24 protein-coding genes are annotated in these 17976 nt (G+C 44.9%); 9 read left to right on the top strand and 15 right to left on the bottom strand.

Features of this window, described 5'->3' with window-relative positions:
* Positions 1–20 precede the first annotated feature (20 nt).
* Positions 21–749: an alanyl-tRNA editing protein gene (locus tag SBG41_RS04765; RefSeq protein WP_317896405.1), complete on the top strand. Its 729-nt coding sequence runs from the start codon at positions 21–23 to the stop codon at positions 747–749.
* Here SBG41_RS04765 and SBG41_RS04760 read toward each other — a convergent pair.
* Positions 746–1348, bottom strand: a complete 603-nt coding sequence (locus SBG41_RS04760; RefSeq protein ID WP_317896404.1) for a zinc metalloprotease — start codon at positions 1346–1348, stop codon at positions 746–748. The two genes, SBG41_RS04765 and SBG41_RS04760, sit on opposite strands and share 4 nt — an antisense overlap.
* 21 nt (positions 1349–1369) lie before the next feature.
* Positions 1370–2512, bottom strand: a complete 1143-nt coding sequence (locus SBG41_RS04755) for an ATP-NAD kinase family protein (protein WP_317896403.1) — start codon at positions 2510–2512, stop codon at positions 1370–1372.
* An 88-nt stretch (positions 2513–2600) separates the two neighbouring features.
* On the opposite strand from SBG41_RS04755, the gene SBG41_RS04750 reads away from it, so the two are divergent.
* Complete coding sequence (locus tag SBG41_RS04750; protein WP_317896402.1) at positions 2601–3182, top strand: nicotinamide-nucleotide adenylyltransferase; 582 nt, start codon at positions 2601–2603, stop codon at positions 3180–3182.
* Here the strand turns inward: SBG41_RS04750 and SBG41_RS04745 are convergent.
* From SBG41_RS04745 to SBG41_RS04710, 8 genes are all read right to left on the bottom strand, one after another.
* Positions 3104–3706, bottom strand: coding sequence for a hypothetical protein (locus SBG41_RS04745; protein ID WP_317896401.1), 603 nt, complete (start codon positions 3704–3706; stop codon positions 3104–3106). The two genes, SBG41_RS04750 and SBG41_RS04745, sit on opposite strands and share 79 nt — an antisense overlap.
* Positions 3703–4026, bottom strand: a complete 324-nt coding sequence (locus SBG41_RS04740) for a hypothetical protein (RefSeq protein ID WP_317896400.1) — start codon at positions 4024–4026, stop codon at positions 3703–3705. The genes SBG41_RS04745 and SBG41_RS04740 overlap by 4 nt, the downstream gene beginning before the upstream one ends.
* A 111-nt stretch (positions 4027–4137) precedes the next feature.
* Complete coding sequence (locus SBG41_RS04735; RefSeq protein ID WP_317896399.1) at positions 4138–4572, bottom strand: hypothetical protein; 435 nt, start codon at positions 4570–4572, stop codon at positions 4138–4140.
* Positions 4573–4628: 56 nt separating this feature from the next.
* Positions 4629–4853 carry a hypothetical protein gene (locus SBG41_RS04730; protein WP_317896398.1) on the bottom strand — a complete coding sequence of 75 codons (225 nt, stop codon included), beginning with the start codon at positions 4851–4853 and terminating at the stop codon, positions 4629–4631.
* A 22-nt stretch (positions 4854–4875) separates the two neighbouring features.
* Positions 4876–5199, bottom strand: a complete 324-nt coding sequence (locus SBG41_RS04725; RefSeq protein ID WP_317896397.1) for a transcriptional regulator — start codon at positions 5197–5199, stop codon at positions 4876–4878.
* 141 nt (positions 5200–5340) lie between these two features.
* The gene (locus SBG41_RS04720) at positions 5341–5823 is read right to left on the bottom strand and encodes a hypothetical protein (protein ID WP_317896396.1); all 483 of its coding nucleotides are present in this window, start codon (positions 5821–5823) and stop codon (positions 5341–5343) included.
* Positions 5824–5953: 130 nt separating this feature from the next.
* Positions 5954–8239, bottom strand: coding sequence for an STT3 domain-containing protein (locus tag SBG41_RS04715; protein ID WP_317896395.1), 2286 nt, complete (start codon positions 8237–8239; stop codon positions 5954–5956).
* 28 nt (positions 8240–8267) lie between these two features.
* A complete protein-coding gene (locus tag SBG41_RS04710; protein ID WP_317896394.1) occupies positions 8268–8507 on the bottom strand; it encodes a hypothetical protein in 240 nt (79 codons plus the stop codon).
* An 81-nt stretch (positions 8508–8588) separates the two neighbouring features.
* Between SBG41_RS04710 and SBG41_RS04705 the strand changes: the two genes are divergently transcribed.
* Positions 8589–8942 carry a hypothetical protein gene (locus tag SBG41_RS04705; RefSeq protein ID WP_317896393.1) on the top strand — a complete coding sequence of 118 codons (354 nt, stop codon included), beginning with the start codon at positions 8589–8591 and terminating at the stop codon, positions 8940–8942.
* Between the two features lie 25 nt (positions 8943–8967).
* Here SBG41_RS04705 and argF read toward each other — a convergent pair whose 3' ends face one another.
* Together argF and SBG41_RS04695 are read right to left on the bottom strand one after the other, a co-directional pair.
* Positions 8968–9912, bottom strand: a complete 945-nt coding sequence (gene argF / locus SBG41_RS04700) for an ornithine carbamoyltransferase (RefSeq protein WP_317896392.1) — start codon at positions 9910–9912, stop codon at positions 8968–8970.
* Between the two features lie 163 nt (positions 9913–10075).
* On the bottom strand, positions 10076–10432 hold the full coding sequence (locus tag SBG41_RS04695) for a hypothetical protein (RefSeq protein WP_317896391.1): 357 nt from the start codon (positions 10430–10432) through the stop codon (positions 10076–10078).
* 83 nt (positions 10433–10515) lie between these two features.
* On the opposite strand from SBG41_RS04695, the gene cyoE reads away from it, so the two are divergent.
* Positions 10516–11442 (top strand): heme o synthase, encoded by a 927-nt coding sequence (gene cyoE / locus SBG41_RS04690; RefSeq protein ID WP_317896390.1) that lies wholly within the window; start codon positions 10516–10518, stop codon positions 11440–11442.
* 35 nt (positions 11443–11477) lie between these two features.
* Here the strand turns inward: cyoE and moaA are convergent, their stop codons facing one another.
* Entirely contained in the window at positions 11478–12563 is a 1086-nt protein-coding gene (gene moaA / locus SBG41_RS04685) for a GTP 3',8-cyclase MoaA (RefSeq protein ID WP_317896497.1), read from the bottom strand.
* Between the two features lie 216 nt (positions 12564–12779).
* Between moaA and SBG41_RS04680 the strand changes: the two genes are divergently transcribed.
* From SBG41_RS04680 to SBG41_RS04665, 4 genes are all read left to right on the top strand, one after another.
* The gene (locus tag SBG41_RS04680) at positions 12780–13004 is read left to right on the top strand and encodes a hypothetical protein (RefSeq protein ID WP_317896389.1); all 225 of its coding nucleotides are present in this window, start codon (positions 12780–12782) and stop codon (positions 13002–13004) included.
* A 190-nt stretch (positions 13005–13194) separates the two neighbouring features.
* Positions 13195–13842 carry a VIT1/CCC1 transporter family protein gene (locus SBG41_RS04675; RefSeq protein ID WP_317896388.1) on the top strand — a complete coding sequence of 216 codons (648 nt, stop codon included), beginning with the start codon at positions 13195–13197 and terminating at the stop codon, positions 13840–13842.
* A 95-nt stretch (positions 13843–13937) separates the two neighbouring features.
* Entirely contained in the window at positions 13938–14639 is a 702-nt protein-coding gene (locus SBG41_RS04670) for an HD domain-containing protein (RefSeq protein WP_317896387.1), read from the top strand.
* Between the two features lie 18 nt (positions 14640–14657).
* Positions 14658–15959 (top strand): alkaline phosphatase family protein, encoded by a 1302-nt coding sequence (locus SBG41_RS04665; RefSeq protein ID WP_317896386.1) that lies wholly within the window; start codon positions 14658–14660, stop codon positions 15957–15959.
* Positions 15960–16074: 115 nt separating this feature from the next.
* On the opposite strand, the gene SBG41_RS04660 is transcribed toward SBG41_RS04665, so the two are convergent.
* Positions 16075–16839, bottom strand: a complete 765-nt coding sequence (locus SBG41_RS04660; RefSeq protein ID WP_317896385.1) for an MPN domain-containing protein — start codon at positions 16837–16839, stop codon at positions 16075–16077.
* A 126-nt stretch (positions 16840–16965) separates the two neighbouring features.
* Positions 16966–17250, bottom strand: coding sequence for a TIGR00304 family membrane protein (locus SBG41_RS04655; protein WP_317896384.1), 285 nt, complete (start codon positions 17248–17250; stop codon positions 16966–16968).
* A 140-nt stretch (positions 17251–17390) separates the two neighbouring features.
* On the opposite strand from SBG41_RS04655, the gene SBG41_RS04650 reads away from it, so the two are divergent.
* A complete protein-coding gene (locus SBG41_RS04650) occupies positions 17391–17966 on the top strand; it encodes a class I SAM-dependent methyltransferase (protein ID WP_317896383.1) in 576 nt (191 codons plus the stop codon).
* The last annotated feature ends 10 nt before the right edge of the window (positions 17967–17976 follow it).

Raw genomic sequence — 17976 nt, 5'->3', positions numbered from 1 at the left:
CATTTATCGAGGGGTTCGGTATGCCTGCTAAGCTTTTATTCCAAGAAGATAGTTATTTAAGGGAATTTGAAAGCGTAGTGACAAGGATAGATGGCAACAAGGTGTTTCTCCAAGCTACGGCTTTCCATCCGAGACCCGCGGGTGGCCTAGATGCTGATAAGGGTAAGCTTATCGTTGAGAATGGAGTAGCCTTAGAGGTTGTTGACACAGTTCTAGATAATGGTGATGTCGCGCACATAGTTGAGGGAGACTTGTCAAATGTGAAGCCGGGTATGAAGGTTCGTGGGATTATTGACTGGGAGCGGCGCTATAGGATGATGCAGCTACACACGGCTAGCCATATTCTTGCAGCAGTGCTTTATAATAAGTATGGTGCGCGCGTGACTGGTGGCCATATTTCTCCCGATATGGCGCGGGATGATTTTGAAATCCAGGTTGAGGACTGGAAGAAGGCAATAATGGAGGCCGTAGACGAGACGAACAGTATTATTAAGAGATGTATAGAGGTTAAAGTCTACTGGTTGCCTAGAGAAGAGGCACTCCGGATTCCAGGCATAGTGAAGCTAGCGGATAGGCTTCCTCCAGAGGTAGATAGGCTGCGCATCGTGGAGATACCCGGTATAGATATACAAGCTGACGGTGGGCCTCACGTAAAGAACACGTGTGAAATTCCAGGCATAGAAGTGGTTAGGCTAGAGAGTCGTGGAAGACGAAGAAAAAGAGTTTATTACAGATTGGTCTCTGATTAGGCTGCTAGTGCTAAGTATACTGCAAGTATGAAGAGGAGCAACCATGCAGCTATGTTTTTGGAGAATATTTTTGAGCCGTCAAGGGGGTATAGCGGTAAGAGATTAAATAACGCGAACCACGCATTGATATCGGCGAACCCTGTAAGCAAGTACACGAGACGATAGTTTGTCATACTCCTCGCACCAATAATTGCCACAAAGCTTAGAACGATGTTTGACAACGGGCCCGCTATTGCGATATTTTCCTCACGCGGAGCCCCCCAGCAGAAGGCTATTCTAACATAACCGGGTGCTAGTATTGCGAAAGGTATGCCGACACTAACCAATATGCCGGACAACAGTGTAATCAGCATACCGCGCTTCGATAACGTAAACCTTGCCATACATGATTCCCTTACTGCAGCATATTTGTGCGCATATTCGTGCACAAGAAACCCTATAAGAGCTCCAACAAGTACGCCAGCAGAGTAACCTAGGGGCCTAGCAATAATGTTCAATAATCGTATACCGTCAAAGCCGAAGGCTATAGCTAGTGACGCAGCAACTACCGATAATGGTTCAGGAAGCTCGATTTCGTCTCTCCCGTGAAACACGTACATAGCTTCCACCTTTCCATGTCCCTAGTCCACCGGCATAACATGTTCTTCTCCATAGTCAACTATGACCCTTACATATCCGCGCAGCAACTGATCTAGCTCAGGATCGCCGGTGTCTACTCTGAGCTTTCTAAGTCTTGATAACTTGCTCCTTGTTGCAATAACAATTATGTTCTTTGGCCTTGCAAGCTTCACTATCCTTGGCGAAATTTGCTGGTTACCTCGACCTAGTATGTAGCCTTGGCCCCCAATAGGCGTGACAATAATCTTAGCCTTTCCGCCTTTTTCTATATGCTTTTTTACTATATTGTATAGGGTCTCTTCGTCAACATCGAGCGCAACAACCTCCTTATCGTGATAAACATCTACGCCGAGCACTGTTTTTGGAAGACCGAGAATGTCTGCGATCTTCTTTGTCGTCGTACCCGGTCCTACGATATAGAGGGTACATTCTTCCATGTTCTCTACAACGTATCTTGCAATAGCTTCCTTATTTTCCTCTTCATCGAGTGTTGAAAGAGATGGTTGTTTTGAAGAGCCAACAAGGTACCGGCTGCACGGTGTTTTCACGTATCCATAAAGTTTGACGCGGAGTTCACCTCTTCTAAAAGCATCCTCGTCTATGTCCAATATCTCGGCGTCGCAAGTGCTTGGATTTCTAACCCAGTCCAGTAATGCATTGGCGGCTGCTTCAGGGTTTTCTGCGAATACGGAGCTATACATCTTTACCCCGCCGGGTACTCCGAGGAGGGGTATTTCCTCTCTGTTGGCCGATCTAAGAGCATCTACTATGTCGCGTGCAGTGCCGTCACCGCCTACAAAAACAACCAAGTCCGCATTATTGATTATACAGTTCCTAACAGTGTTTATAGTATCCTTAGGCGAGGTCGGGAACACTGAATAGGTATAGACCTTTTGAAAATCTTGTATGCTTACTTCCTTTAGAAGCTCCTCGCCCATAAGATCACTCGCTGTCAGAAACTCAATATCCTTATCGAGGCCAAGCTCTTTGACCTTTCTAAGAAAAGTTAAAGCTCGGCTGGGAGCCACTAGTTTTGCACCTTTTCTAAGTGCGATTAATGCTGCTTCGCCATCGCTTCCTTTAAGCGCTAAAGGTCCGCCTATTCCGGCAAGGGGATTCACGACGAAGCAGACGCGTCGCTTCAAATGAGTCGCCCGCTTTAGTTCCTAGGTAGCTGCTAGCTCTATCTTCTTCTACTCCCTGCTGCTGGTTAGTTCCCCGGGAAGTAGGGCCGTGAAGGCCAGCAGTAGAAAGAGACGAGTATTGTTCTTTGGCCGTTTTCAACCATTCCATAAAGGGCATTTGGAGGCCGTCAAGTGGCTGCTCGAGTATTTTGACGAGGTAGTAATTCTCATAGGAATGGCGGATGAGAGCCATACCTGGCTTAATCCATTTACAGCTGGCGAGCGCTTATTAATGATACACAATTCGCTAATTGAGAGCGGAATTGACGGTAGAAGATTCTTAACAGCTACAATACATACCCTAAGAATATTCCAAGGATATGCTTCATATATACTCGCATATGTGCCTCCAGTGGATGCGGTTGCTACGGCAAATCCAGCAGTAGCTCGAGGATTTAGAGACGCCGGTATAAATGTAGTAACACCTCCTCTTCGGCGCAGAGACGAGTGGAGAGGAGAAGCTATACGCTGCAAGATGATCTTAGGCGACGAATCTTGGCGCAACGCTGTACCCAGGCCTGTAGAAGAGGTAATAGACTTAGTGGACGGTGTTCAACGCGTCCGCGACATAGTGGCAGATCGCATTAATGAACTAGTGAAAACATGTAAGAAACGTGAACAACACTTATAGAGACAAGATCGCTGAAATAATGCGATAGACGCGTCAATGTTTAACAGGAACAATTTCTTAGCAATCAATTTCCTTGCAGCACTAACATAGCTTCTTGCATAAACCTCAGGTACGCCTGGAAACACAGCATCACCATCGGCGATGACTCCAATAGCTTCTAAGGGTTTTGGCGAGCCAAGGCTTAGTACGAGAAGATCCCTTACTTCAAGAATACTTTCTGAGTCAATCGCACACGGTACAATAGCTGCAGTGTAGTTGTCTACGGACTCGCATACGATGATGTCAAGCAGTTGTTTGGCTTCCTCGGTGAGAACGGCACCTCCTCTTGTGTGTTCTACGAATCCATGCCTCCTAAGCGTTAAGAGAATGTTTCTTGACCTCTTTTCGCCCACATCAAGCATCCTTGATAAGAGAATCCTACCGATTGGTTCAAGATATTTTATGACAAGAAGTGCCTCGAGTAATAATGGATCATTTTTCGGAACTTTTCTTACTAGCTTTTCTAGGTTCTTACTACACTTCACTGCTTTCGCTCCTCTTTTTGCCTTGGTCTTAGAAAGCGTGGCTCTTCTAGCCCTGAATACTTGTTAATAATCTCGATCCACTTGTCCTCGTTAATCTCGACCCCGTAGTCTAGTAGGAAAGCGGCAAACGCTTGTGCGTCAATCTCGTTTCTAAGGATTTTTTCTTCAACGTCCTTCCAGGAAGGCTTTGCCTTTACCCCGGCCTCGTAGTATAGCCATTCCACTATCTCTTCCAATGGTACATTTGATTGCTTGGCATGTACGAGTAATATTTTCTTGACTTCTTTTTCGGCAAGTGTGCGTAAAAATCTCTTGCTCATCTTGAAAAGCCTCCCCCGGTCCGTGAATACGTCATAGCCCTCACGGGCTTAGTAAAGAGGCCCCGGTCATCGGCACTACGTAGTCATGGTGCAAAAATGGCTTGATACGAACTAGCGCCTACTATCGTTACTCCGTTTTGCAAGAAAGGCTGGTTCCAAGTTTATGTTCTTTACCGGTAATTTGAGGTAGTCTGCGACCCTCTGTATAATCCAGCTATATTGTGGATTGCCCTTACTGTAGCGGAGCTTAAGCTTCTCGTAGTTTGCACGCAATAAGAGCTCGCCTGCGGGAGAATAAACCTCTATGTATCCCTTCACGTGTCCACGCAAATTACGTACAAGGTGTACTTGAACCATGTACCATCCCTCAGGAACATCAAGGTAAACTCTGTAGGCTTCACCTTTACTATAAACCGGCTTTACTGGATGAGCTATTCTAGGCCTCGCCTCTTTTACATCACCTTCAGCTGAGACTAGGAGGACTATATCGCGTACGGCGTGCTTTCCTCTCCGGCTCTTGCTCTTCTCAATCCGTGCCTCTAACATTTTATGTCGTCCTCCACGCCATTGTCGGAATAACAATGGTCGGGGAATCTGTAGAACTACTTTACGAGGAGCGCGGCGCCTCTAACCTCAATCTCCGGTTTACCGTCAATTACATACACGTTGACCCCCTTAATGAGTCCAGTTGGTGCTAGGGCAGGCCTCTGTAATGATACGAGCTTGATATTGTTAAGCTCCTTTTCCTCGGCAAGGCGCCCATCATCGTCGTAGTACTTGATCCTTACCGTGTTGCTGTCTTTAAACAACACTATTATTGTCTTCAACTACTTCACCATACTTTTGCGGCTACTCGGTCTCTATATAGAATTTTGGCGGCTCTATTCTTTGGCTCTTGCAGCGAGGACAACGACTCGGCTTGCGAGGCTCCTTTAGGTCTTTGAAGACATACCCGCAGTCTTTACACCGTGGGGGAATCATGTAGAGAACAGCCCGTCCACCATATCTTCTGCGAAGAGTCTTTGCAATATGCTTTAGGTGCTCGTAAACCTCAGCTTCCCCCCTATAAGGGTCAAGTCCAACCATTTCAGCGATTTCTCTTGCAGTAAGGGGGCGCTTGGCCTCTATGAGTAGTCTAAGTATTTTCTCTCTAACGGTTTCTTCTAGGCTCATTATGACTATTTGCACCCAGTGTTTTATTTACTCTAACACGCTTTGAGTTTTAAACGAAGAGCAGGGGTATGCTTCCCTACAACTATAATACAAGGTTGAGGATATCTAAACTCGGCTTATATATGACATATGGATTAGGTACTAGGAGGGGAAATATTCCTTTAATCGCTCTTCAGCAACTATTTGTGCTTCTTGGAGAATTTTTCTTGCATGCTCTTCGACTACTGGACTGCTTGGAGTAAGCTCTATGCCGCTTGCGGATGCTATTTGGGATATCATGTTATCAAGATCTGTTAACATGCTTGATATGGCCGGCATGACAAGTCCTTCTGTATTTCGGAGATCGGTCACAACCCGCTTAAGTACCGATAAGTCCTCTGATGCGATGAGTCCTATATCAGCAAGTGTCTCGAGCCTTATTGATGCTATTTCGAGAACGGCTTGTAAGTAGAGAATCTTCTGTAACATAGGTTTTAGTGCTTCATCTTTCGTCCTTTCATAGGTATTACGGAGCCTCGATGCAAGCAAGCTTAGTCTCGATACGGCATAGCGTGTAGCAACGGCTAGCTCTAGAAGCCGTATCCTAGGACTAGCCTGTCTCCTCCTCTTTGCGCGGAACAGCATGCTTAACCCCTTTCTTAGCTAGAACTAGGTCGTCGCCGCGCCTATATCACCATAGAGTTAGGTGTGTTTCTTAGAGATGCCCTAAAAAGGGAAAGGACACATAGGACTTACCTAGTTGCATTGTCCGACTCTAGCCTATCCATTGATAGACGATATAGGCTATTCCGAGAATGTAGGTGTCATTGCCAACTTTTTGAATTATAACGTTGCCTTGCCTATCGACGAAGGGCGATAAGAGTACTAAGTATGGCTTGAAGTGTTTAAACTTTACTGGTTTGCCCTGCTGGTTTAGCCCAGCCACGTAGACCGATGTTACGTTAAATCCTTTGCTCACTCCCTTGAAAGGTATGAACAGTATCCCGCTCGTGTTCAGATGATACGGAGCGTCTACGAACATTTTGTATATGGTTGAGTTTAAGTAGTGCTGCAGTACTCTCTGGGTTAGTCCCTCATTTAGCTTCATTACTCCAGCTATTAGAAGCATTGCAGACGATTTAGCGATGTCCCCGAGGCTTGGGCTATAGATTATAGCGCCTGTTGAAGGATTATAGAGCACAGCCTCATGAATCAGTACCAGTGTTTTATTTGGTTTAAGTCTTAAGGACTTAAGGATATTTGAAGCTTCTTCTTCGCTTGTCGTTGTAAAGAACTTTGCCAGCAGCTTAATCTGTGTACCATTAGATGTTGAGCCGTCTGCTACCGTGGCTCTGTCTGAGCCAACGGTTATCAGATAACCGTAATCCCACCATGCAACTACAACTGTATCGTTGCTTGTCTTCGTGCGCAATAAGTGTAGCAAATATAGCCAACCATATTGTTGTGCATTCATACTAGGCATGTCTAGCTGGATAGGAGCTGTGGTTCTCACCATGCTTAGCGACTCTGCTGCACCTGCTGCGATGCCTACAAATACTAATATCGCTAGGAGTGCTGCACCTACAACTTTTACCTCATAGATTTCCTCGCGTGGTCTCAAAGCTTTTGCCCTCCTGGCTTTATCTGTCGGCGATAGCCCTCTTACCATGTCTCCCAGCATTGCAGCCGTAGCGAGTACTCCGAAAACTGAGGCAACTTGTTCAAAGTAAGCCATGCCTAGAACAGCATAGTAGAAGGCTAGCGAGGCTATTGAGAGCGGCAAGTGTTCTGATTTGTTGTTTCTCAGGGCTCTATAGAGCAGGTAGAGGCCGGCAATGGGTGCTACGAAGAGCACTATGTTCATTCTATGGAGCAGGAGCGGGAAGCTTGGTGGATTGTTCTCTGCTACAGTGAATTCTATTACTCCTAGGCCTTTTGATGCGAGCCCCCTTAGGGGTCCGAGCATTGCATAGTAGTATTTTCCGGATATACCGATGGAGGGGGCAGTAAACAGTACAGCTATCCAGGAGAGTATCAGTATACCGGCATATATCGGCTTTAGCTTCTCAACTGTTATGTAACCTTTCTTGCCCTTGAAAATGCTCATAATTGCTTCATATATTGCAAAGAACACGATTGTTGCTATGAGCGGGAGAAGCATAAATCTCGGCGGTATAGACAACGAGGTTGCTCTTACCACTAGTAATGTGATAAAGTATGCAGTAGTGCCCGTGATGCCTAATAAGAAGTTTGTTCGCACCTCTTCTCGCGTGCTCGAAGCTAATGGTGAAAGTATTGCTGTAGCAGCTATTACGAGTCCGGCTAAGAGGTAACCTCCCCAGACTAATGCTATGAAGCCACCAATTATGCCTGAGAGCGCTGCGAGTATGAAGTCTTTGCGGCGTAGGCTTTCAGCAAATATCCATATAGCTGCAACGAGGAAGGGCATTGCTACGCCGACTTTCTCTACGAATCCTGCATATGTTCTAATTATAGAGGATGGAAGCACAGCAGCTAGAAGTGCTGCAGCTATTGCGGCACCTTCTCCATAGAGTCTGTACATGTATGCTGCTGCTATAAGGACTAGGAGTGCTCCGAAGATTGGAGGTATTAGTGTAACCCACTGGGCAACACTGAGCCCGCTTGGTGGTAATGCCCCTATGAATGGTATGAACGGTTTCTCTGACCGAGTAAAGTCTCTACCCCATGGGTACCAGAACTTCATTACAGCAGGATTGGGGGGCTTAAGTGTGTCCCATGAACTGAGGCCATGTGTGTGGAGGTAGTTTGCGAGCCAATATTCTATCAATGGATCCATTGCGCCGAAATATGCTACGGTTGAAACATCTCCTAGCCCCATTTCTACTGAATTATCAACTATCTCCTTGTAATTGTTATATGGCATGTAACGTACGTAATAACCAGTAACTATCGCTATAAGTACGACAGTTATTGTAAATAAGAAACCATACCGGTGAAAGATGTGAGACAATTGCTTAAGCATTGAAGCACTGGAAGAGTCTTTATGTCTGCCCCGTTTTGTCACGTCTTTCTTCACCATTACTCATCCCCGTATCGGTCATTTAGCTTCAATCTTTCCTGCGGACTTTAAGCGTTCTCAGTATGTTTGCCAAGGCAAGTAGAGCAGCGGCAGCATTGAGTACTGTAAAGATAGGGTCCCTTATCATGATAGCATAGAGGGTTAGGAGAAGGCTTCCCATAAAATACAAGACGCTTAGCCTTAAAGGAGGAAGAGCCGTTATAGATACAGCCCACCCTATTACTATGAAAATCATTCCGGCAACGCCAAGTGCCAGGACAGGGTCCATGACCTACATCCCTCATCCCTAACGATGCTTGAAGATTAAAAGGGCTAGCGCTAGGGGAGGTCATTGGGGTGAGTACTGGACGTGACCTTGGCCGAGATCGTGTTCCAGCAAAAGAAGCTAGAACAGCGCTATGGTGTTGAGGGCAGAGTTGCAGGAAAATATGTTGAGGCAGGATTCCACGTAAGAATGCATGTACAGACCAGGCATGGCAAGGTGTCTTTCGTAGCCATAAAGGGTTCGGAAAAATATGCAGTAGATGTTATAGTTGAAAAAAGAACTGTTAACAAAGCCGATGTTGAAACCCTTCTGTCAAAGGCTAAGAGTCTTGGCGCGCGCCCAGTACTTGTACTCTATGGTGCAGGGCCTAAGCTAAGCGAGGAAGCCTTGGCAACTGTTAAGGAAAGTGGCGTTGTTGTAAAAAGAATTAGGGATTAACACCTACTTGGTTTTTACAATTAGTTTAGTCGCTAAGAATTAGAGCTAATACAGCTTTTTGTGCGTGCAGTCTATTCTCTGCTTGATCCCATACGACGCTCCATGGCCCTTCAATAACCTCTTCTGTGACTTCTTCACCACGGTGTGCTGGTAAGCAGTGCATGAAGATTGCATTATTATTTGCAAGCGACATCAGTTTTTCATTAACTTGGTAATTCTTTAGAAGCCTTCTCTTCTCCTCTGCTTGGGCTTCTTCACCCATGCTAACCCATACATCTGTGTATACAACGTCAGCCCCCTTGACGGCTTCAAAGGGGTCCTCGATTAGTTCCACTAGTCCGCCGCTTTCGTTGGCAGCTTGTATGGCTGCTTGCAAGATGTCTTCACGAGGTCTTAGCTCCTTTGGTGATGCAAGAACTATGTGGCCACCAAGCTTTGCCACGGCAAGCATAAGGCTATGAGCTACGTTGTTTCGTGCATCGCCGACATATACTATTTTTACCCCTTTTACGGAGCCCTTCTTCTCCTTAATCGTTAATACGTCAGCAAGCGCTTGTAAGGGGTGCTCAAGATCGCTTAGCATGTTTATTACCGGTACAGAGGAATATGCGGCCAGCTCCTCCAGGCTCTTATGGCTATATACTCTTGCTGCGATTGCATCAACGTAGCGCGAGAGCACGCGGGCCGTGTCCTTAATAGGCTCGCCCCTGGCTAGCTGGAGTTCGTCGCGTCGAAGATATAGTGGATAACCTCCTAGCTGAGCTACTGCTACTTCCATGCTAACTCTTGTACGTGTGCTCGGCTTCTCAAAGATTAGCGCGACAGTCTTTCCCTTTAGGACAGGTATTATTCTTTCGCCGGAGTAGTATCTAGTCTTCATTATCCTTGCAGTATCAAGTACTAATTCTATTTCTTCTCTTGAAAGATCCTTTATTGATAATAAGTCTCTGCCTCTAAGTGGGCCTGGCACGTATTACCACCCTTACTCCAGGAGTATGGTTAAAATATCTAGGTGAATGTATAGAAGGATTTTGTCGTTTAAAACAGTAACATGAGATATGCTCAGTCCATGGGAGTGTCTTCATCTATTCTCTGTGACCGCTTACCCACATCATCGCGTAGTTTCGGCCTCCTCACCTAGTCAACGTGACTCCAATATTACTACAGCTACCTAAGACCTTAAGTATAATATCGCTTGTCTCTGCAACGGAGAACGGACTATCGCATATTATCCTTATGCTCGACGAAAACATTGACGGGAAGAACCCAGTGCCTTCAATTTTTTGAACAGGGTGTGGTGTTGTAACCTTTATTAAACAGTTGCTTGTCCCTATTATTATCCATGATTTCGTCTTAGTGGTTGTGCATTTTACTCTAGCTTGCTCTGCATGTTTCTTACAAATAAAGTTAAACAGCGCATCCATGCACTCGTAGATACTGGTTAGATTATGCGAGTTGGCCCCGAGCTCAACAGAGTAGCAATCAATCATAATCCTCACCAATATTAACATATGTTTAAGGTATTTTAGGCTGCATGCATCACTGTTTTTGAAATCTGGGGTGCACTACTAAAATGAATGGTGCGGGAGGATCGGTGCAAATGAACAAAATAGGGAGAGCAGCGTCGACCAGTCTGATGCACGTAATCGGTGAATTGACTAAGTTTAAGCAAACAATGTTGTTACTCTTTTCAATGTATACTGCATTTATAGCGGGTGGAGGCCTTCATAAACCCATAGAAACCCATCTATGGTTATGGATAATAGGGTATATGGCAATAGGCTCAACTACAGCTGTTAACATGTATTTTGACAGAGATATAGATGCTTTAATGGCACGTACTAATAAGCGGCCCTTGCCAAGCGGCCTCGTTAAACCAAGATCTGTTCTATACCTCTCAATAAGCTTATTCATTATCTCGCTAGTGCTGGGAGCTTTATTGGTAAATGTCTACTATAGTCTCGCCATATTTGTTGGATTCTTCTTCGACATTATTGCATATACCCTGCTTCTTAAACGACGAACACCGCTTAGCATAATCATGGGTGCTGTAGCAGGAGGAGCACCCGCGCTAGGTGGGTGGGCCGCTGCAACAAGCTCCATAACTGCACCTGCAGTGCTGTTTTCATTACTCGTTGCAGCATGGGTTCCTAGCCATATCTGGTTCCTAGCCTCATATTATCGAGAAGATTACGCCGCTGCAAATGTTCCAATGTTGCCAGTAGTAGCTGATGCCACAGCTGTCGGCACAGGTATAGGACTCGGTGCGCTCGTATTAGCACACGTGATTATAGCCCTTTGGCTTCTAGGTGCAGTGGGGGTTGCATCACTGGCTTATGGGCTCTTAGCGTCTTCCCACATCTTTAGTCTCGCAGTAGAGTATGTTGATAAAAAAGGCGATAAGGAGACTTCGTTCAAAGCGTTTAAGATGGTAAATATGCATCTCGGTATGCTGTTCCTCGTAATAATACTAGAGAAGGCCCTCATGGCACTTTCCTAAGCTATTCCAAGAGGAAGGTACCGGGCCAAGAAGCGTTAGCTAAGAGCGTATTTCCCCCATTCTTCAAGGTATTTTGTTAAGTGTTTTATGCCATCTTTTCCTGTAAACATCATTCTTCCATCTCTTTTTGGGAGGCCAAGACGCATTGTTTTCCATTTCCTTCCTGGTTTCCAGAGTTTTGCATCCAGCGGATACATTACAAATGGTTTCCGAAGGCTATTTGCCTCACGTATTGCCTCAATTATTTTTTCCACTTTTTCCTCACGTGTTGAGGCATTCGCGATGCGAGGCCTTACCTCTACGGGTTCGCCCCTCCAATTTAAGCACGGTAAAAGCTTAAAATCATAAGTAACCCTTATTCTGGTACAGCCTGCACAAAATAGGTAATTTCCTACAGGTCCTACAAGCTCTACTCTGACCCCATTATCTAGTGTAATTATGGGGCGGTTGTGTAGCCCTAGCCTATACTCTATTGATATTATTCTATTCTCGAGCATTTCTACAATGCGCCATCGGGGAAGGTAGTGGTTTTTGAAGGTTTTGATTGCCTTTCCTACGGGGTGTAGCTCTATAAATTGTACCATTGCATTGAGATCTGCTGCGAGATCAATGACCTTAGGTATATCTTGCTCGTTGAGCCCCCTCAGTATGACGAAATTGATCTTAATAGGTATATTATAATCCTTAAGAAGTTTCAAGTTTTCAATTACTCTCCGAAAGAGAGACGATCTGGTTATCTTTCTAAATCTCTCCTCATCTAGTGCGTGAAGACTTACATTTATGTGGTCAATACCTGCATCAGCTATGCCAGGTAAATGCTTATGAAGTAGTGATGCATTAGTCGTAAGAGATACGTATGCGTTATTGCGTTTTAGTATACGTACTATGTCAACAAGATCCTCACGAAGTGTGGGTTCACCCCCTGTAATTTTAAACGCCTTGATATCTAGCCTATCAGCTGCTTCCTTTAACAGCTCTATTTCTTCAAGACTTAGCTCTATCTCTCGGAGATGAGATTCCTTGTAGCCCTCCATGTGGCAGAAAATACACGAAAAGTTACATCTACCGGTAACCATTATTCGTAAGTTGGTCAAAGGCCTGCCGTAAGCGTCAAAGAGCAGAGCAGAGCCACCATGTGTCTGACTAGTGGCACCAGAACCCTATATCAACAGCGCTGAAATATTCCGCTTACACATTCTACACCTAGTTCATATGAAGGGTTAAACAGATATTGGCCGTACTCGAAGACTAGTATTTAATGGAAAGCGTGGTGTCACTCAATCAAAGAGATACGAGTAAATGAAAGGCCAGCAGGACGTGAACTGTGGTGAGTAGCTATGAAAAGTAATGGCGAAGTGGTTTGCCCAAGATGTGGAGTTAAAATGGAGTACAGAGTCGAAATAGAGTTTGGCGAGAATGGTTCCAAGAAGATACGCTATTATTATCGATGCCCCCGTTGCGGCTATCGAGAAAGCGACTTACTAATAATAGTTCGCCGCGACGGTGCAGGAAAAATAGTCATAGAGAAAGAAGAATACATAAAGCGTGTAAAAGGGCGATGATTGTACGAAAACGAGATCATGTTGGTTTAATACACCCAGCACTACATTATCTAAAATACAACAATGTTTTTATTGAAGGTCTTCGTGAATTTCCCTAATTGGGTTCTTTGCCCTTTACGCTTCAACTAGAAGCACGTGCTCTGCTTTATACCAGATAGTAGGAATCAGGTTGCAGGTGCTACGCGGAGCCTTGACAAACAAGGACGTGTTCAAGAGAATCATTAGGTCTGTAATAGACTTACTCTCACAACTTAGAAGCATGAGTACATACGCACGTATACTTGAAGCAAGAAGCATTGCTCGTAGAATGTTCATTACTAATAGTTTTGATGGGCTCCTCTCAAGCCTTGGTGTCATTCTCGGAAGTTATCTCAGCGGAGCAACCAACCCTGCTAACTACATAGGAGGCGTTGCAGGAGCTTCATTTGCTATGGGATTCTTCAGTGGATTCATAGCAACATACATGTCTGAAAGAGCCGAGAGACTGAGAGAGCTACGTGAAACTGAGAAAGCTGTACTTCACTCACTTAAGGGAAGCATATATGAACGTGCAGCGCGTGTTGTCCCACTCTACGTTGCTATCTGGAGTGGCTTTGGAGCAATAATCCTCCCCCTTATAGGAATATTGCCGTTCATCATATCAGCAGTTCTAGGGTTCGGCGCGCGAATATCATTACTTGTCTATGCGTCTGCAGCGATAATTATTGGAGAATTGTTTGCCCTTGGAGCATATCTCGGGCATATAAGCGGAGAGAATCCGATCATTAGCGGACTGCGACTTGCCTTAATAGGACTCGGTGCAGTAATATTCTTTGCCTTTATAGGAGCAGTAGTCTAGCCTGGTTCAATGCCCCTCAGTACAGCGAAGAGTTCATCACGCCATACACTTATGTAGGTATCAGCTCCGCCGGAAGCATTCATCGGGATACCCGTATGGATTGTAGCAGTATGTTTGAGGATATATGTATACGTTACAGCTGGTGTAAAAAAATAGTTGCATATGTACTAATGATGCAGGGCATGGATGAATCTCACGGCCTCCCACACACGATAAGAGTCTTATGTAACTCGCTCTACTTGGTTAAAAGGCTTCAAGACGTTAATATGGATGAAGAAGTCGTTATATTAGCATCATTATTGCATGATATTGGTAGGGGGTTTGAGGACTATCTTAATCTCCATCATGCAGAGATAAGCGCTATACTAGCAAAGCCTATTCTCGAAGAAGTAGGAATAAGTAGGGATAAGCAGAAACACGTTATTGATGCTATTCTTGAACATAGCTTTAGTATAGGAGGTAAACCTTCAAGTATGGAGTCGTGCATAGTTAGTGATGCTGACAAGCTCGACGCCTTAGGAGCCATCGGTGTCTATAGGCTTATAGAGACGTCCGCTATGAGGAGCCGAGTGGTTGCAGACACGTTAGCACATGTATGGGAAAAATTAGTCAAGCTCCCAGACCTTATGTGTCTAGATGTTTCTCGCCAAGAGGCTCATAGAAGACTAAAAGTATTGAAAGAATTCATAGACATGCTTAGAAGTGAGATCCTCCCATATGAGGATGCAATTGCCAAGTCGTTTACTATTGCGTTTGACTTCTTGGAGAAAGAACGAAAAAGGCTTACACATAGCTAGTCAAACGGTGTAGTCCTTTTGCCTAGCGTAAACAAGCTAGTATTATTAATCCTAGATGGTGCTGCCGACCGTCCTGTGGACGGCAAAACGCCTCTGAGCGAGGCAAAGACTCCAGGCCTTGACACATTGGCTAAGAATGCTGTTTGTGGTTTTCATTATCCCGTAGAACCGGGAATAGCGCCAGAGAGTGATCTTGCGACAATTTCTCTGCTCGGATATGATCCAGAAAAATACTATACTGGAAGAGGCCCTCTCGAGGCATTAGGTATAGGTCTAAGTATTCGAGAAGGCTATGAAGTCGCATTTAGGGCCAACTTTGCAACTATAGACCCTAAGACACGTAGGGTAATAGATAGGCGTGTTGGACGTAGCTTGAGCAGCGAGGAAGCCAAGGCGCTTGCAGCGAGCCTTGATGGTATGAGGCTCAGTCTTGACGGATATGCGGTTGTGAGGGCTACCATAGGTCATAGAGCAGTTGTTATACTGGGGAGCGAAACCTATAGGCTCAGTGCAGAGGTACAGAACATAGATCCAGCATATGTGAGAAAAGGCAAGGTCTCAGTCGCTGTTCAAAATCCAGATATGGTATTGCCGCGATGTAAGCCTCTCAGTGATATACCTGAGGCATATAATACATGTAAACTTGTTGATGAATTTATTGAAAAAACAATAGAAATATTAGAAAAACATGAAGTAAACAAAATGCGTGAGCAACGTGGATTACTGAAAGCAAACGTTCTACTCCTCCGAGATGCCGGCGATAAGATGCCTAAAATGCCGCCTCTGTCTTCAATACTAGGAGTGAAAAGCGCGGCAGCCATAGCGGAAATGCCCGTCGAAATAGGTATTGCACGTGCAGCAGCCATGAATATCTATACTGTTGAGCCTCCTAGCGGGAACCTAGAGAAGGACCTCCCTAACCGGCTTGAAAAAGCCATAGAAGCAATAAGAGAGAACGATTTCACATATATTCATCTAAAAGGGCCCGATGAACCTGGACACGATGGTAGCTTTGATAAGAAGAAGAGAGCAATTGAACTAATAGATGAATACTTCGTACAGCCCCTCTTAGATAGCATAAACCTCGAAGAGACCGCTATCATCGTTACATCCGACCATGCAACGCCCTGGAGCCTCAAGAGTCATAGCGGAGACCCAGTGCCCTGGATGCTCAGTAACCCGGCGATAGAAGGCGAAATTGGTAGATTTAATGAAATTGTATGCGATTCCAAAGCATTGGTAAAACTTGAGCATGGCTGGGAACTACTTCCTTGGGTCAAAAACTACCTTGTCAAGAAGGGGTTATGGATTTCTCAGTAGCGCCCGAAGCTTCATCACATTAGCAAAGGGGTCAGCTCCGGTCCACGTCAGCACATAGCTTCCAGCAATTCTTTTTCGCTCTAGGCGATTAATCTACTTATCTCCAATGATATAGTCACATTATCTCGAACACAATCGTATGCAGCATGTTAAGCCTATTAATCGCTCTAATGTAGCCGGAGTAATCGTCTTTTGCCTTCTTAACTTCTTTGGCTATTTCGATTAAAGCCCAATAATCATCCTCTTGTAGGGGCTTACTTAGCCTGATAACTGATACGCAATTTGTAGAAAATATTAGCTCTGCTAAGCCGCCTGCTGAGAGAAACTCTGCTGTTGATTCGATATCAGGGCCAGATGGATAACAATAAGGACTTGGATGTGTATGTGCCATGATGACGGCAGGTATAGACGGTAGTGATATTCGTGTTTCGCCTCCGCGTCCATATGCGGCTTCGGCGTTCCACCCAATAATTAAGAAATACTCATAGCCCGTTGATGCTGCTTGTCTCATCAAGTTTCCAAATCCTTGTATAAATAGCGATACCGCTTCCTTGCTTAAATGATCATAGGTTTTTGCAGACCATGGCTCATTTTCTAAGCATTTTATGTTGCACTCCTTAATAGGCACCATTATAGCTTTGCTGATGTAGTTTCTAAAAGCATCAATACTATCCGTACAGCATTTATGCTCGTCAAAGATAATTACTGTGTCTTTATTGTCGTCAACAGCGACCCTTGCCCTATGTGAGCAATCCTCTTCATAATATGAGAGGAGGTGGAAAGCCACTCCTCTGCACACTATTTTATTGAGTATTTTCTTTGAGTTATCTAAGCTTAGTAAGTGCTCGAACTCGGTTTCCAGAGGGCCTCGGGCCGGCATCCCCTATTCCTCATGGGTTTCGGTAGAGCCCAGGGCCTTCCTCATAAGCCCATAGAAATAATATACGATTTTTCGCCTCTTTTTCTCTATGCTCCGCGATACAATCGGTCATTGTCTAAAGGTATGTTATGGGGTAGACGTTCTAGGGGCTTTAAATAAAAAGTATGGAAGCAGCATCAATATTATTGCAAGGACCATTAATATTATTGCAGCGAGTACTGCTATTTTTACAGCTCTCTCGCTTGTTCCAAATATTATGGGTATGGGCCCTATTACTACTACTCCTCCGACCTCGCCGCTTGATGCCCTTAGGGCTGTGTAGAGGAAGCCAACAATAATGAGAAGCATGCCGACGAGAATCACTATGAACCCTATAAGCACAAGCTTTGGCGCAATACCAAGCTGCTCCATGCACAGCCCCTCAAGGCTTAGGATATTAAAGCCGACAGTATAAGTCTTTGACAAGTACTGTTCTGAGACAAGTTTTTGCACCCCTTCGTTCATCTACTTACTTTATGTAGGAAGAGGAGGGAAAGGTACCGGGGAAAGAAATGTATTGGAACTATCAGCCGTCGGTGCCTTGGGTTCCTACCCGCGATGAGGTAATAAAGGCCCTAGTATCCCTTCTTAATCCGTCGAAGGGCAGCATTATCTACGACATTGGCTGCGGCGATGGTAGAGTAGCTATTGCTATAGCCAAAGAATTCCCCCATGTAAGGGTCAAATGTATAGAGGCGCGCAAAGACCTTGTTGAGAAAGCACGTAAGAATGTTGAAGAAAACAAGTTAAGCGAGAACGTGGATGTAATAGAGGGTGATTTCTTCAAGATAGAGCTGAAGGATGCAAATATAATATATATGTATTTGCTTACGAGTGTCAACCAGAAGCTTCGGCCAAAGCTTGAGGAGGAGCTAAGGGAAGGTACGGTAATAATATCGCTTGACTTTCCGATACCGGGCTGGGATCCGGTTGCTGTTATTGAGCTGCCAAGGTCTTGGCAAAGAGTATTCTATGTATATGTAAAAGGAGTATCTGATAGAAAGCTGAGTGGCAGTGAAAAAGATAAGGTGCTAAGAAGTGCCTTAAGCATGCTGAAAATCAGAAAGGAGGAGTTAAAAATACCTTAAGAAAAACTCG

Origin of the sequence: Pyrofollis japonicus, from assembly GCF_033097485.1 — an archaeon.
Classification (GTDB): Archaea; Thermoproteota; Thermoprotei_A; order Sulfolobales; family Pyrodictiaceae; genus Pyrofollis; species Pyrofollis japonicus.
The sequence above is the reverse complement of the archived record's forward strand: the minus strand, read 5'-3'. Positions and strand labels throughout refer to the sequence as shown.

Coding starts and splice junctions, on each gene's coding strand:
- SBG41_RS04725 (WP_317896397.1), bottom strand. CDS start 5,199: ATGAGCCTAGAAGAAACCGTTAGAGAGAAAATACTTAGACTACTCATA.
- SBG41_RS04710 (WP_317896394.1), bottom strand. CDS start 8,507: ATGGACCCTGTCCTGGCACTTGGCGTTGCCGGAATGATTTTCATAGTA.
- SBG41_RS04740 (WP_317896400.1), bottom strand. CDS start 4,026: ATGAGCAAGAGATTTTTACGCACACTTGCCGAAAAAGAAGTCAAGAAA.
- SBG41_RS04760 (WP_317896404.1), bottom strand. CDS start 1,348: ATGTACGTGTTTCACGGGAGAGACGAAATCGAGCTTCCTGAACCATTA.
- SBG41_RS04735 (WP_317896399.1), bottom strand. CDS start 4,572: ATGTTAGAGGCACGGATTGAGAAGAGCAAGAGCCGGAGAGGAAAGCAC.
- SBG41_RS04655 (WP_317896384.1), bottom strand. CDS start 17,250: ATGGAGCAGCTTGGTATTGCGCCAAAGCTTGTGCTTATAGGGTTCATA.
- SBG41_RS04660 (WP_317896385.1), bottom strand. CDS start 16,839: ATGCCGGCCCGAGGCCCTCTGGAAACCGAGTTCGAGCACTTACTAAGC.
- SBG41_RS04720 (WP_317896396.1), bottom strand. CDS start 5,823: ATGCTGTTCCGCGCAAAGAGGAGGAGACAGGCTAGTCCTAGGATACGG.
- cyoE (WP_317896390.1), top strand. CDS start 10,516: ATGAATGGTGCGGGAGGATCGGTGCAAATGAACAAAATAGGGAGAGCA.
- SBG41_RS04765 (WP_317896405.1), top strand. CDS start 21: ATGCCTGCTAAGCTTTTATTCCAAGAAGATAGTTATTTAAGGGAATTT.
- SBG41_RS04715 (WP_317896395.1), bottom strand. CDS start 8,239: ATGGTGAAGAAAGACGTGACAAAACGGGGCAGACATAAAGACTCTTCC.
- SBG41_RS04680 (WP_317896389.1), top strand. CDS start 12,780: ATGAAAAGTAATGGCGAAGTGGTTTGCCCAAGATGTGGAGTTAAAATG.
- SBG41_RS04650 (WP_317896383.1), top strand. CDS start 17,391: ATGTATTGGAACTATCAGCCGTCGGTGCCTTGGGTTCCTACCCGCGAT.
- SBG41_RS04670 (WP_317896387.1), top strand. CDS start 13,938: ATGGATTGTAGCAGTATGTTTGAGGATATATGTATACGTTACAGCTGG.
- SBG41_RS04695 (WP_317896391.1), bottom strand. CDS start 10,432: ATGATTGATTGCTACTCTGTTGAGCTCGGGGCCAACTCGCATAATCTA.